This is a genomic window from Saccharothrix hoggarensis (assembly GCF_052936025.1).
Map to the genome: position 1 here is coordinate 5,711,060 of NZ_CP193624.1, position 12,839 is coordinate 5,723,898.

Below are 12,839 nucleotides of genomic sequence, written 5' to 3' on the forward strand. Positions count from 1 at the left end.
CCGCAACCGGCACGCCGTCCGCTAGCCATTCCGCCAACCGTTCGGCCGCCGGGCTCAGGCCAGGTGGCGGGCCCACCACGCGAGGACGGCCTCGAACCGCTGCGCGCGGTGACGCGGCTTGCCCGAACGGGTCAGCTCGTGCCCCTCTCCGGGGAACACCAGCATCTCCGCCTCCACGCCGTTGCGACGCAGCGCGACGAACAGCCGCTGCGCCTGTTCGAGCGGGCAGCGCCAGTCGTGCTCGGAGTGCACCACCATGAACGGCATGGTGATCTTCTCGGCGTAGGTCAGCGGGCTCATCGCGCGCTGGGCCTCCAGGCTCGGCCCGCAGTAGGCGTCGGTGAAGTACCAGCCGATGTCCGACGACCCGGCGAACGAGTCCCACGCGTTGACGGCCCGCTCGCTCCACCCGGCGCGGAACCGCTCGCCGTGGTGCGCGGCCAGCCACGACGTCATGAACCCGCCGTACGAGCCGCCCATCACGCCGACCCGGTCCGCGTCGAGGTCCGGGCGCTCCAGCGCGACGTCCAGCACCGCGAGGATGTCGTCCACGTCCACCGTGCCGAACCCGCCGATCACGGACTGGCCGTGCGCCTGGCCGTACCCGGCCGACCCGCGCGGGTTGGGCAGCACGACCGCGTAGCCCGCCGCGGCGTACACCTGGGCCTCGTCGAAGAAGCCCCAGCCGTGGTACATGAACGGCCCGCCGTGCACGGCCAGCACCACCGGGTGCGGGCCCTCGCCCTCGGGCAGCACGAGCCAGCCGTGCACCGGGTAGCCGTCCGGCGCCGAGCCGGTCAGCTCCACGGCGGGCCGCAGCGGCACCGCCGACCCGAAGTCGGTCAGCGTGCCGCCGCCCACCAGCACGACCTCGCCGGGGTTGTCCGAAGTGGACACCACGGCCACGACCCGGTCGCCGTCGGCGGCGAACGACTTCACCTCGGCCCGCTCGCCCGCCAGCAGCTCCAGGTCGGACAGGGCGGCCTCGGAGGCGTCCAGCGGCACGCGGCGCAGCTCGACCGCGCCTCGGTTCCGGACCGCCACGAGCACGCCCGCGTCGGTCACCACCGGCGGGCCGGCGGCCTTCTCGCAGTCCACCGTCTCCACGTCGGTGAGCCGGGTGAGGTTCTCGCCGTCGAACCGCCACAGGCTCATGTTCCGCGCGATGCTCGCCGTGCCGGGCGCGCTCTCGGGCGAGTAGAACAGCACGCCGCCGTCGGGCAGGCCGACCGGGTGCGCGGCCCAGCCCGCGGTGCGGACGACGAGCTCGGGCGCGCCGCCGGACGCGGGCACGGAGTACACGTCGTTGTGGAACGTCTCGGTCGCGCCGAGGTCGCGTTCCGCCAGGAACAGCAGCCGCTCGCCGTCGGCGGTCCAGTTGGGCTCCAGGACGGCGAACGTGCCGTCGGTCAGCTCCACCGGCCGCGCGTCGGGGTCCAGCGCGTCCACGGTGAAGAGCCGGGTGCGCCGGTCGGCGGTGAAGCCGACGTCGTCCAGCCGGTAGTCGAGCCGGGTGATGTGGCGGGGCGCCTCGGCGTCCGGCGTCGGCGGCTCCTCGCCCTCGGCGACGGGCGTGCCGTAGCGGCCCGGCTCGGGCACCCGGGCGCTGAACGCGAGCCGCCGCGAGTCGGGCGCCCACACCGGCGTGCCCGCGCCCAGCGGCAGGTCCGTGAGCCGGCGCGCCTCGCCGCCGTCGGCGGGCATGACGTGCAGCTGCGGCGGCTTGCCGCGCTCCGCCACGCGCAGGAACGCGACCCAGCGCCCGTCCGGGGAGATCCTGGGGGCCAGGTCGCGTTCCGCCCACGTCCACCGCCGCGTGCCGCCGCCGTCCAGGGCGACGCGGTGCAGCCCGCCCCGGTAGGCGTTCGCGGCGACGTCCGGCGTGGCGACGTTCACCAGGACGAGGTCACCACGCACCGACACGGAGCCGGGCTGGGTCAACGACTGCAAGTCATCGGGGCGCACGTCCGAGGACGTTACCGCACCGATTATTAGCAAGGCTCACGAGTTTTTGACGCTCACAGATGGTCGCTGGGCGCGACCTGCTTCACCGAGTCCGGGTCGCGGCGGACCTTGATCAGGCTGGCGATCGTGGTGATGGCCAGCACGCCCACGATCACCGACAGGGACAGCTCGATGCCGATGGTCGGCACGTCCAGCGGCTCGCCGCCGTTGAGGAAGCCCAGCGAGTTCGTGTGCAGCGCCTCGAGGATCAGCTTCACGCCGATGAAGCCGAGGATCACCGACAGGCCGATCGACAGGTAGACCAGCTTGTTCAGCAGGCCGCCGAGCAGGAAGTACAGCTGCCGCAGGCCCATCAGCGCGAACGCGTTGGCCGTGAAGACCAGGAACGGCTCCTTGGTCAGGCCGAAGATCGCCGGGATGGAGTCGAGCGCGAACAGCAGGTCCGTGGTGCCGATGGCGACCATGACGATGAACATCGGCGTGACGAACCGCTTGCCGTTGATCTTCACGAACGACTTCTCGTCGTGGTAGCGGTCGGTCACCGGGAACACCTTGCGGACGAACCGCAGCGCGGCGTTCTCGTGGTACTCCTCTTCCTCCGCGTTGTGGTCGGTCCGCGCCAGCTTGTAGCCGGTGTAGATGAGGAACGCGCCGAAGAGGTAGAAGACCCAGCTGAACTGCGCGATGACCGCCGCGCCGACGGCGATGAAGATGCCGCGCATGACCAGCGCCATCAGGATGCCGATCAGCAGCACCTTGTGCTGGTGGATCGCGGGCACCTTGAAGGTGGTCATGATGATCAGGAAGATGAACAGGTTGTCGACGCTGAGCGAGTACTCCGTGATGTACCCGGCGAAGAACTCACCCGCGGACACCCCGCCCGCCCAGTACCAGATGCCCAGGCCGAACAGCACGGCGACACCGACGTAGAAGGTGACCCACCGCGCGGCTTCGGCGATCGTCACCTCGTGCGGTTTGCGGTCGACGATGAAGAGGTCGATGGCCAGCAGGACCACCAGGCCGGCGATCGTGGCGAACCACAGCCACACGGGTACAGACATTCGATAAACCTCCGGTGCATCGCGCGCGCACGCCAATGACCGGAGGTCTCCTCCGCCGGCTCTCAGCAAGCCGACCGGCGGCACCGGGAACCCCACGCCAGGCTCCGTGCTGACGACACCGCCGCGAGGGAGTACTCCCCTCCACGCAGACCACAGTCTCACGCATGAATGCGGTCTCGCGCCAGTCAGCGTGATCAGACGCACCCGACCGGGTCCGCGCCGACGACCAGCGGGTAGACCGCCCGGACGCCGCCCGTCCCCCGCGCGGCGGTCCCCTCGCGCCGCTGGTCGGACGGGAGATCACGAGGTCCGGCCGAGTTCGGCGCGACGTCGTCGCGGGACGGTTTCGCTGAGAGCGCGACACGGAGCCGACAGCCCGTTCTCAGCCAACCACGCCTATGGTCAACTCCGTGGCCTCCCTCAACCGCCTCCGCGGCAGGTGGTCGCTCCCCGCGCTCGTCGTGCTGGTCGCCCTGGTGGGCGCCATCGTCGTCTGGACGCGCCAAGGAGACGACCCCGTCCCGGTGAGCACCCGCGACGCGGTGATCGACGTGCCGGAAAGTCCGGACAGCGACCGCACCGTGCAGATCGACACCACCCTTTACCTGCCCGAGCGCACCCCCGCGCCCGCCGTCCTGCTCCCGCACGGCTTCGGCGGCAGCAAGGCGAGCGTCGCCGCGCAGGCGACCGAGCTCGCCCAGCGCGGCTTCGTGGTGCTGGCCTACTCGGCCCGCGGCTTCGGCCGCAGCACCGGGCAGATCGCGCTCAACTCGCTGGACCACGAGGTCCGCGACGCGCAGAAGCTGCTCGACTGGCTGGCCACCCGCGAGGAGGTGGCGACCGACGGCGGCGGAGACCCGAAGGTCGGCGTCACCGGCGGCTCGTACGGCGGCGCGCTGGCGCTGTCGCTGGCGGGCGTCGACCCGCGCGTCGACACCATCGCCCCCGTCATCACCTACAACGACCTGGCCCAGGCGCTGCTGCCGAACTCGGCGAGCCTGGACGGCCTCACCACGGCCACTCCCGCGGCCGGCGCGTTCGCCGACGCGGGCGTGTTCAAGCGCTCGTGGGCGGGCATCTTCTTCTCCGCCGGCCTGTCCGGCGCGGACGCCGCGAACCCCGGCCAGGAGGCCGCCGAGCCCGGTCAGGACGACGACAACCAGGGCCTCGACAACGCCGCCGCGTCGGCCGCCGCGCCGCCGCAGCAGCAGGGCGACCCCCGGCCGGCCGGTCCGGTGAACGGCGCGTGCGGGCGATTCCAGGCCGACGTGTGCGCCGCGTACACCGAGGTCGCGACCACCGGCAAGGCCGGGCCGCGGACGTTGGAGGTCCTCCGCCGCGCCTCGCCGTCGTCGGTCACGAACAAGATCACCCAGCCGACGCTGCTGGTGCAGGGCGAGCAGGACACCCTGTTCGGCCTCGACCAGGCCGACGCCAACGCCCGCCAGATCGCCGCGAACGGCGCGAAGGTGAAGGTCGTCTGGTACGCGGGCGGCCACGACGGCGGCTCGCCCGGCCCCGAGCTGCGCGGGCAGATCGCCGACTGGATGGCGTTCCACCTCGACGGCAAGGGCGACGACCCCGGCACGACCTTCGAGTACACGGTGGTCGGCGCGTTCCGCAGCAGCGGCGCGCCGTCGTTGCGCAACGTCGTCGCGCCCGCGTACCCGGGCCTGGTCGGCGCCGACGCCACCGAGCGTCGCGACGTGCCGCTGACCGGCCGCGAGCAGGTGGTGGTGAACCCGGCGGGCGGCAACCCGGCCGCGGTGTCCAGCCTGCCCGGCCTCGGGTCGGTGGTGTCGCGGTCGAGCTCCCTGTCGTCGCGGCTGTCGATCGACCTGCCCGGCCAGGCGGCCGTGTTCCAGAGCGAGCCGCAGACCGCGCAGACCCTGCTGACCGGCTCGTCGACGGTGCGGCTGCGCGTCGCCGCCGTGCCGGGGCAGCCGGTGCCCGCCGACGGCGCGGTGCTGTTCGTGAAGCTGTACGACGCGGACGCCAGTGGCGTGCGCACGCTGCCCGGCTCGGCGGTCGCGCCGGTGCGGGTGGCGGACCTGCCCGCCGACGGCACGCCCGTCGAGGTCACGGTGACGCTGCCCGGCGCGGTGCGCCCGGTCGAGGCCGACCACCGGTTCCAGCTCGTCGTGTCGACCACCGACCAGGCGTACGCGAACGCTCAGGAGCCCGCCGCGTACCGGATCTCGCTGGCCTCGACGGGCCTGTCGGTGCCGGTGGTGCCGGGCGTGAACGCGACCAGCGAGGTGCCGACGACGGCGCTGTGGGGCATCGCGATCGTGCTGATCGTGTGCCTGATCACGGCCGTCGTCGCGTGGTTCCGCCGCAGGCTGACCGCGGACGTCGACCCGTCGCTCGAATCGGTGCCGCTGGTGATCGAGGGCCTGACGAAGTCCTACCCCGGCGGGCTGACCGCCGTGAAGGACCTGTCGTTCCGGGTGGAGCACGGGCAGGTGCTCGGCCTGCTCGGGCCCAACGGCGCGGGCAAGACGACGACGCTGCGCATGCTGATGGGCCTCATCCGGCCGACCGAGGGCGGCATCAGGGTGTTCGGCCACAAGGTCAGCCCCGGCGCGCCGGTGCTGTCCCGGATCGGGTCGTTCGTCGAGGGCTCCGGCTTCCTGCCGCACCTGTCCGGCGCGGCGAACCTGCGGCTGTACTGGGCGGCCACGGGCCGTCCGCCGGAGCAGGCGCACGTCGAGGAGGCCCTGGAGATCGCCGGGCTGGGCAACGCCGTGCACCGGCGCGTGCGGACGTACAGCCAGGGCATGCGGCAGCGGCTGGCGATCGCCCAGGCGATGCTCGGCCTGCCGGACCTGCTGGTGCTGGACGAGCCGACCAACGGGCTCGACCCGCCCCAGATCCACCAGATGCGCGAGGTGCTGCGCAGCTACGCGGCGGCCGGGCGCACCGTGCTGGTGTCGTCGCACCTGCTGGCCGAGGTCGAGCAGACGTGCACGCACGTCGTCGTGATGCACAAGGGCAGCCTGGTCGCGGCCGGCCCGGTCGAGGAGATCGCGACCGGCGGCGGCGAGGCGACGTTCCGGGTGGACCGGCCCGACGAGGCGGCCACCGTGCTGCGCGGCCTGGCCGGCGTGCACGACGTGCACGTGGACGGCGAGCAGGTCCACGCGAGCCTCAACGGGACGCCGCGCGCGACCGCGTTGCAGGCGCTCGTGGCGGCGGGCGTCGCGGTGGACCAGGCCGGTCCGCGCCGGCGGTTGGAAGACGCGTTCCTGGAGTTGGTGGGCGAATGACTGAGAACGGTGTGCACACTGACCCGGCCGCGATCGCCGACCTGGCGGACGCGGCGGCGGCCGAGCACTCGTCGGTCGCGCCGGACGGGTCCAAGGTCGGCTACCGGGCCGGGCGCACGTTGCCCGTCCGGGTCGAGTTGGCGCGGCAGTTGCGCCGCAGGCGGACGCAGTTGGTGCTGGGGTTCCTGGTGCTGCTGCCGTTCATCCTGGTGGTGGCGTTCGAGCTGGGGCAGGCGTCGCCGAACCGGCGCGCGGGCGGGTTCGTCGACCTGGCCACGGCCAGCGGCGTGAACTTCGTGATCCTGACGCTGTTCGTCAGCGGGAGCTTCCTGCTACCGATGATCGTGGCGTTGTTCTTCGGGGACACGATCGCGTCCGAGGCGTCGTGGTCGTCGTTGAAGTACCTGCTGGCCGCGCCGATCCCCCGGCACCGGCTGTTGCGGCGCAAGGCGCTCGCGTCCGGGCTGATGTCGGTGTTCGCGCTGGCGCTGCTGCCCGCGGTGGCGCTCGCCGTCGGCGTCGCCTGGTACGGGGCGGGCGAGGCGGTGTCGCCGACCGGCGAGGCCGCGTCGTTCGGGGCCGGGGTGTACGGCGTGGCGCTGGCCGTCGTCTACATCTCGATCCACCTGTTCTGGGTGGCCGGGCTCGCGCTGTACCTGTCGGTGTCGACGGACGCGCCGCTCGGCGCGGTCGGCGGCGCCGTGCTGGCGTCGATCGTGTCGCAGATCCTCGACCAGATCACCGCGTTGGAGGACCTGCGGAACTACCTGCCGACGCACTACGCGTTGGCGTGGGCGGACCTGCTGTCGTCCGACGTCGACTGGTCGCAGATGGCGAAGGGGACGTTCTCGGCGTTGGCGTTCGGCGCGTTCTTCACGCTGCTGGCGGCGCGCAAGTTCGCCCGCAAGGACATCACCAGCTGACGTCCGGCCGGCCGGGAACGGCGCACCGGCTTCGGCCGGTGCGCCGTTCTCCTTTGGCTACGGTGGCGGTATGACGCCACCCTTGGCCCGTGTCGCCGAGGCGCACCGGCGGCTCCACGACGTGATCGCCGACCTGACCGACGCGCAGGTCGCCCAGCCGTCGCTGCTGCCGGGGTGGACGCGGGGCCACGTGCTCGCCCACCTGGCGGACGCCGCCCGCGCGCGCAGCCGCGTCGTCGAGCACCAGGCGCGCGGCGAGGTCGTCGCACTGTGGGAGCCGGGCGAGCGGGACGCGATCATCGAGGCCACCGCCTCCCGCACCGCCGCCGAGCACCGCGCCGCCACCGTCGAGCACTCGGAGCGGCTGGAACGCGCCTGGGCGGCCGTCGCCGACTGGTCCGAGCCGGAATCGCCCGACGTCCCCGACCCCCTGCCCGCCGTGTTCACCCGCTGGCGCGAGGTGTGGATCCACCTGGTCGACCTGGACCTCGGCGTCCGGCCCGCGGAGTGGGGCGTCGACCTCGCGTGCCACGCGGTCGACGTCCTCCGGCCCCGCCTGCCCGACGGGTTCTCGCTGCGGGCCACCGACGTGCCGCGCGCGTGGGGCACGGGCGTCGAGGTGTCCGGCCCCGTCCGCGACCTCGCGGCGTGGCTGTCCGGCCGCGGCGGCCCGGAATCCCTGGCGTCCGCCTCGCCCCTGCCCCCGCTCGGGCCTTGGCCGACGTACCCGTCGCGCCGCTAGCGCCTGCGCGCCGCGGTCGCGCCGGTTCCGGCCGGTCGGACCGTCAGGACACGTCGGCGGTCGGGGCGTCGGCGGGCGGGGCGTCGGCGGGTGGGGCGTCAGCGGGTGGGGCGTCAGCGGGTGGGGCGTCAGCGGGTGGGGCGTCAGCGGGTGGGGCGTCAGCGGGTGGGGCGTCAGCGGGTGGGGCGTCAGCGGGTGGGGCGTCAGCGGGTGGGGCGTCAGCGGGTGGGGCGTCAGCGGGTGGGGCGTCAGCGGGTGGGGCGTCAGCGGGTGGGGCGTCGGCGGGTGGGAGCGGGCGCTTCGACTTCGGCAGCTTCCCGACGACCAGGTCGTAGGAGTGGTCGAGGAGGTCCCGCACGTCGTCGGCCGGAACCGTGCCGTCGAGGCGGACCCGGTTCCAGCCGTGGCGCCCGATGTAGGCGCTGACCTCGATGGCGTCCGGGTACCTGGCCCGCCACTCCCCCGCCTCCTCGGCGGTCGCGCCGCACTTCACGCCCACCGTGCCGCTCGACAGCCCGATGAACGCGAAGATCCGGCCGCCGACCTTGACGCACAGGTCGTCGTCCCCGAACGGGTACGTCTCCTCCGCCCCCGGCTTGGCGAGGCAGTGCCCGATCACGTCGTCCAGCGTCATGGCGCGGGTTACTTGACCCCGGCCGCGTCCATGCCCCGCAGCTCCTTCTTCAAGTCCTGGATCTCGTCACGCAGGCGCGCGGCCAGCTCGAACTGCAGCTCCCGGGCCGCGTTCATCATCTGGTCGGTGAGCTGTTGCACCAGGTCGGCCAGCTCGGACCGCGCCATCGTGCCCCGGTCGCGGTCCACGAGGACGCCGGAGCTGGTGCGGCCGTTCGCGCCGGGGTCGCCCGTGGGCTTCTTGCCGCGGGACGTGTTGCGGCCGGAGCCGCCGGGCGCGATGGCGTCCTCCGCCTCGGCGTAGACCTGCTCCAGGATGTCGGTGATCTTCTTCCGCAGCGGCTGCGGGTCGAGGCCGCGCTCCTCGTTGTAGGCGATCTGCTTGGCCCGCCTGCGGTTCGTCTCGTCGATCGCGTGCCGCATCGAGTCGGTGACGCGGTCCGCGTACATGTGGACCTGGCCGGACACGTTGCGCGCCGCGCGGCCGATCGTCTGGATGAGGCTCGTGCCGGAGCGGAGGAAGCCCTCCTTGTCCGCGTCGAGGATCGCGACCAGCGACACCTCGGGCAGGTCAAGGCCCTCGCGGAGCAGGTTGATGCCGATCAGCACGTCGTAGTCGCCCAGGCGCAGCTGCCGCAGCAGCTCGACGCGGCGCAGCGTGTCGACCTCCGAGTGCAGGTAGCGGACCCGGATGCCGAGTTCGAGCAGGTAGTCGGTGAGGTCCTCGGCCATCTTCTTGGTCAGCGTGGTGACCAGGACCCGCTCGTCCTTCTCCGCCCGCACCCGGATCTCGTGCACCAGGTCGTCGATCTGGCCCTCGGTCGGCTTGATGACGACCTCCGGGTCGACCAGGCCGGTCGGGCGGATGACCTGCTCCACGAACTCGCCGCCCGCCTGCCCCATCTCGTACGGGCCGGGCGTGGCGGAGAGGTAGACGGTCTGGCCGATCCGGTCGGCGAACTCCTCCCACGTCAGCGGGCGGTTGTCCAACGCGCTGGGCAGCCGGAAGCCGTGCTCCACCAGGTTGCGCTTGCGGGACGCGTCGCCCTCGTACATGCCGCCGATCTGCGGCACGGTGACGTGCGACTCGTCGATGACCAGCAGGAAGTCGTCGGGGAAGTAGTCGATCAACGTGGCGGGCGCGGTGCCGGGGCCGCGGTCGTCGATGTGGCGCGAGTAGTTCTCGATGCCGTTGCAGAAGCCGACCTGGCGCATCATCTCGATGTCGTACGACGTGCGCATGCGCAGGCGCTGGGCTTCCAGCAGCTTGCCCTGCCGCTCCAGCGTCGCGAGCCGGTCCGCGAGCTCCAGCTCGATGTTGCGGATCGCCTTCTCCATGCGCTCCGGGCCCGCGACGTAGTGCGTGGCCGGGAAGATGCGCAGCTCGTCGACCTCCTTCACCACGTCGCCGGTCAGGGGGTGCAGGTAGTACAGCTTGTCGATCTCGTCGCCGAAGAACTCGACCCGCAGCGCCAGCTCCTCGTACGCCGGGATGATCTCCACGGTGTCGCCGCGCACCCGGAACGTGCCGCGGTTGAACGCGAGGTCGTTACGGGTGTACTGGATGTCGACCAGGGCGCGGAGCAGCAGGTCGCGCTCGACCTCGCCGCCCACCTCCAGCTTGATCGACCGGTCGAGGTAGGACTGGGGCGTGCCGAGGCCGTAGATGCACGACACGGACGCGACCACGATCACGTCACGCCTGGTCAACAGGCTCATCGTGGCCGAGTGACGCAGCCGTTCGACGTCCTCGTTGATCGACGAGTCCTTCTCGATGTACGTGTCCGTCTGCGGGATGTACGCCTCGGGCTGGTAGTAGTCGTAGTAGCTGACGAAGTACTCCACCGCGTTGTCCGGGAAGTAGCCCTTCAGCTCGTTGGCGAGCTGCGCGGCCAGCGTCTTGTTCGGCGCCATCACCAGCGTGGGCCGCTGCACCTTCTCCACCAGCCACGCCGTGGTGGCCGACTTGCCCGTGCCGGTGGCGCCGAGGAGCACCACGTCCTTCTCCCCCGCGCGGATGCGCCGTTCGAGCTCCGCGATCGCCGCGGGCTGGTCGCCCGCCGGCTGGTAGTCGCTGACCACGCGGAACTTCCCGTCGGTGCGGGGGATGTCACCGACGGGACGATGCGACGAGTGCGCCTTGACCGGGATCTCGGTAGGGAATGCCACGGGTACGACGGTACGCCGGGGGTACGACACTGTTCGATCGGCCCAGGTCAGACGACGCGGGGACGGTCAGCAGGAGCAGTCGCAGCACGAGCAGTCGGGACACGAGCAGTCGCAGTTGCACCACGCCTCGCGCGGCTTGCCGCTGAACGGGCCGGGGTGCGGGTCGCGGCAGCAGAACTGGCACGTGCCGCACTGGTAGAGCACGGCCAGGCAGCCCAGCAGCACGCCGCGCGTCACCGGCGGGCGCTTCAGCTTGGGCCAGAACCACAGCCCGCTGCCGGGGCGCAGGGGCTCGTCGCCGCGCCTGCCCTTCTTCCCCCCGGTTGGCGGGACGGGCGGGCCGGGCGGACCACCGCGGCCGGGCGCGGACGGCGGCGGCACGGGGCCGGGAGGCGGCACGTGGCCCTGGTACGGAGGCGGCGCGCCGTGCGGGCCGTGCTGCGCCGGGGGCGGGTACATGCCGGGCGCGGGCTGCCAGCCGGGCGGCGGCTGCGGGGTGTGCGCCTCGGGGGTGTGTGAGTGGAGGATGTGTGAGTCGAGGTCGTCCGCCTCGATGATGTCCGTTCCGGAAGCGCGCGCGGCCCGCGTGTGCGTGTGCGGGTCGCCGAACGCCCGCCGGATCGACTCCTGCACCTCGTGCACCAGCAGCACGTGCACCAGCCGGTCGTCGGCGAAGTCGACTTCCCGCATCGCGAGCGTGATGCCCAGCGCCGCGTCGTCGCACAGCCGCCGGGCCTCGTCCACCGTCGTCCCGGTCGCGACCAGCGGGTTCCACGCGCCGGACGCCCGGTCGTCCGCCAGGTCCTCCACGGCGTCCAGCAGGTGCGCCAGCCGTCCGAACAGGCGGCCGACCTCGCGCAGCGGCGCGGCGTTGCCCGGACGCCCGGCCAGCACGGCGGTCTGCGCCACGGCCTCGCCCGCCGCGGTCTCGGTCGGCTCGGTCACCGCGAGCACGGACGAGCCGAGCCCGGCCGCCGCCTCAACGTCGGACTGGCGCTTCACCGCGTCCACCAGGACCGCCGTGTCGAACCCCAGGTCGAGGCCCGTCTCCGACGCCTGCGCCGCCCACCGCCGCGCGACCTGCCTGCCCACGCCCCGCATCGGGGCCCGCGCGAACACGCCGTCGCCGTCGGACACGTGGTCGCCGACCTTCGCCGACGCCAGCACCAGGGACACCGACGCGGCCAGGCGCGCGCCCGTGCCCACGGCGACGTCCGCCGCCTGCATGCCGCGCAGGGCGCACGGCCCCGCGGACCGCCGCGACCGACCGGCCTGCGCCTCCACCAGGGCGGAGATGACCAGGCCGTCGTAGTTGGTGACCACGCGGGCGAGGTGGCCGTGGTCGTCGCGCAGCGCCAGGCACAGCCCGCACAGGTGCGCCAGCCACGACTCGCGCAGCTCGGGGCCCAGGCGGTTGCGGCACGGGCGGATGATGCCGAACATGGCGGGAAGACTAAGCGATCATCCTACTTTTGGGTGACAGAACTGGGTGTTCGGCCGGTGCCGATGCCTAAAGTCGGGCCTGTGACGTCGAGTGCCGCCGGGACCCGCATGCACATCCACCCGCCGAAGATCGAGTACTTCGACCTCGACGCGAAGAGCAACACCGATCCCAAGGGCCACCTGCGCGGGGTCGAGGAGTACCGACTCACGCGGCACGGCCTGTACATGTCGCGCCCGGTGCCGGGGCACCCGCGCCTGTCGCACTTCGAGTCGTGGCTGCTGCCCGCGCACGGCCTGCGCGTCACCCGCCAGTCGTGGCACCCGGGCCACGAGCGCGACTACGACCTGTACGTCGACGTGGTCGAGATCAGTTCGAGCGGGTCGGTGTGGAAGACCGTCGACCTGTACCTGGACCTGGTCGTCCGCACGGGACGCAGCGTGACCGTGCTCGACACGGACGAGTTGCTGACCGCACTCGACCAGGGCCTCATCCAGCCGGACCGGGCACAGTGGGCGTTGGAGACGACGTACCGCGCGGTCGCCGGGATCGCGGCGCACGGGCACGACGTCGTCCGCTGGCTGGCGGCCTGCGGAACGATCACCACGTGGCGTCAGCGGTAATACAGACGGTCAC

9 protein-coding genes are annotated in these 12,839 nt (G+C 72.6%); 4 read left to right on the plus strand and 5 right to left on the minus strand.

Going from position 1 to position 12,839, the window contains the following annotated elements; all coding sequences use genetic code 11:
* Nucleotides 1–54 precede the first annotated feature (54 nt).
* Both ACRAKH_RS25745 and ACRAKH_RS25750 read right to left on the minus strand, forming a co-directional pair.
* A complete protein-coding gene (locus ACRAKH_RS25745) occupies nucleotides 55–1,965 on the minus strand; it encodes a S9 family peptidase (protein WP_447009345.1) in 1,911 nt (636 codons plus the stop codon).
* 53 nt (nucleotides 1,966–2,018) lie between these two features.
* On the minus strand, nucleotides 2,019–3,026 hold the full coding sequence (locus ACRAKH_RS25750; protein ID WP_380727145.1) for a TerC family protein: 1,008 nt from the start codon (nucleotides 3,024–3,026) through the stop codon (nucleotides 2,019–2,021).
* 398 nt (nucleotides 3,027–3,424) lie between these two features.
* On the opposite strand from ACRAKH_RS25750, the gene ACRAKH_RS25755 reads away from it, so the two are divergent.
* The 3 genes from ACRAKH_RS25755 (at nucleotide 3,425) to ACRAKH_RS25765 (ending at nucleotide 7,960) form a co-directional block, all read left to right on the plus strand.
* Complete coding sequence (locus ACRAKH_RS25755) at nucleotides 3,425–6,295, plus strand: alpha/beta fold hydrolase (RefSeq protein WP_447009346.1); 2,871 nt, start codon at nucleotides 3,425–3,427, stop codon at nucleotides 6,293–6,295.
* Nucleotides 6,292–7,218 carry an ABC transporter permease gene (locus tag ACRAKH_RS25760; RefSeq protein WP_380727141.1) on the plus strand — a complete coding sequence of 309 codons (927 nt, stop codon included), beginning with the start codon at nucleotides 6,292–6,294 and terminating at the stop codon, nucleotides 7,216–7,218. The genes ACRAKH_RS25755 and ACRAKH_RS25760 overlap by 4 nt, the downstream gene beginning before the upstream one ends.
* Nucleotides 7,219–7,288: 70 nt before the next feature.
* Nucleotides 7,289–7,960, plus strand: coding sequence for a maleylpyruvate isomerase family mycothiol-dependent enzyme (locus tag ACRAKH_RS25765; protein ID WP_380727139.1), 672 nt, complete (start codon nucleotides 7,289–7,291; stop codon nucleotides 7,958–7,960).
* 43 nt (nucleotides 7,961–8,003) lie between these two features.
* On the opposite strand, the gene ACRAKH_RS25770 is transcribed toward ACRAKH_RS25765, so the two are convergent.
* From ACRAKH_RS25770 to ACRAKH_RS25780, 3 genes are all read right to left on the minus strand, one after another.
* Nucleotides 8,004–8,594: an MmcQ/YjbR family DNA-binding protein gene (locus ACRAKH_RS25770; RefSeq protein ID WP_447009347.1), complete on the minus strand. Its 591-nt coding sequence runs from the start codon at nucleotides 8,592–8,594 to the stop codon at nucleotides 8,004–8,006.
* 8 nt (nucleotides 8,595–8,602) lie between these two features.
* The gene (gene uvrB, locus ACRAKH_RS25775) at nucleotides 8,603–10,762 is read right to left on the minus strand and encodes an excinuclease ABC subunit UvrB (RefSeq protein ID WP_380727135.1); all 2,160 of its coding nucleotides are present in this window, start codon (nucleotides 10,760–10,762) and stop codon (nucleotides 8,603–8,605) included.
* A 66-nt stretch (nucleotides 10,763–10,828) separates the two neighbouring features.
* Entirely contained in the window at nucleotides 10,829–12,205 is a 1,377-nt protein-coding gene (locus ACRAKH_RS25780) for a DUF5685 family protein (protein ID WP_447009348.1), read from the minus strand.
* A 108-nt stretch (nucleotides 12,206–12,313) separates the two neighbouring features.
* On the opposite strand from ACRAKH_RS25780, the gene ACRAKH_RS25785 reads away from it, so the two are divergent.
* The gene (locus tag ACRAKH_RS25785) at nucleotides 12,314–12,826 is read left to right on the plus strand and encodes a DUF402 domain-containing protein (protein WP_380726416.1); all 513 of its coding nucleotides are present in this window, start codon (nucleotides 12,314–12,316) and stop codon (nucleotides 12,824–12,826) included.
* The last annotated feature ends 13 nt before the right edge of the window (nucleotides 12,827–12,839 follow it).

What these genes read in the sequence shown, in the direction of transcription:
- ACRAKH_RS25750 (WP_380727145.1), bottom strand. Translation starts at nt 3,026, where the DNA reads ATGTCTGTACCCGTGTGGCTGTGGTTCGCCACGATCGCCGGCCTGGTG.
- ACRAKH_RS25755 (WP_447009346.1), top strand. Translation starts at nt 3,425, where the DNA reads ATGGTCAACTCCGTGGCCTCCCTCAACCGCCTCCGCGGCAGGTGGTCG.
- ACRAKH_RS25760 (WP_380727141.1), top strand. Translation starts at nt 6,292, where the DNA reads ATGACTGAGAACGGTGTGCACACTGACCCGGCCGCGATCGCCGACCTG.
- ACRAKH_RS25765 (WP_380727139.1), top strand. Translation starts at nt 7,289, where the DNA reads ATGACGCCACCCTTGGCCCGTGTCGCCGAGGCGCACCGGCGGCTCCAC.
- ACRAKH_RS25770 (WP_447009347.1), bottom strand. Translation starts at nt 8,594, where the DNA reads ATGACGCTGGACGACGTGATCGGGCACTGCCTCGCCAAGCCGGGGGCG.
- ACRAKH_RS25780 (WP_447009348.1), bottom strand. Translation starts at nt 12,205, where the DNA reads ATGTTCGGCATCATCCGCCCGTGCCGCAACCGCCTGGGCCCCGAGCTG.
- ACRAKH_RS25785 (WP_380726416.1), top strand. Translation starts at nt 12,314, where the DNA reads ATGCACATCCACCCGCCGAAGATCGAGTACTTCGACCTCGACGCGAAG.